General features: G+C 44.7%; 1 protein-coding gene. It reads left to right on the forward strand.

Annotated features, from left to right (window positions below; genetic code table 11):
• Positions 1-266 (forward strand): PhnA domain-containing protein (locus IQR33_RS31970; RefSeq protein ID WP_193844331.1); only part of this gene is annotated, 266 nt, incomplete at both ends.

Raw genomic sequence — 266 nt, forward strand, 5'->3', positions numbered from 1 at the left:
ATGTGGAGCCAGGTTCCTGCTGTACAAGTGACTGCATGGCGCCAACTCACTCGCCTAAACACAGAAAGCTGGGCTCAAGATGCTCTTGACATGATGTACATGGAAGAAGAGCAAATGAACTGGGCAATGAAAGGGATGTCTGCTGACGATAAAACTGTTGACTGTAACGGCACTGAACTTAAGAAAGGTGACGATGTAACAGTAATTAAAGACCTACCAGTAAAAGGCACTAACCAAGTAATCAAACAAGGTACAGTGATTCGTGG

This window comes from Vibrio sp. OPT46 (assembly GCF_015163535.1).
GTDB classification, from domain to species: domain Bacteria; phylum Pseudomonadota; class Gammaproteobacteria; order Enterobacterales; family Vibrionaceae; genus Vibrio; species Vibrio alginolyticus.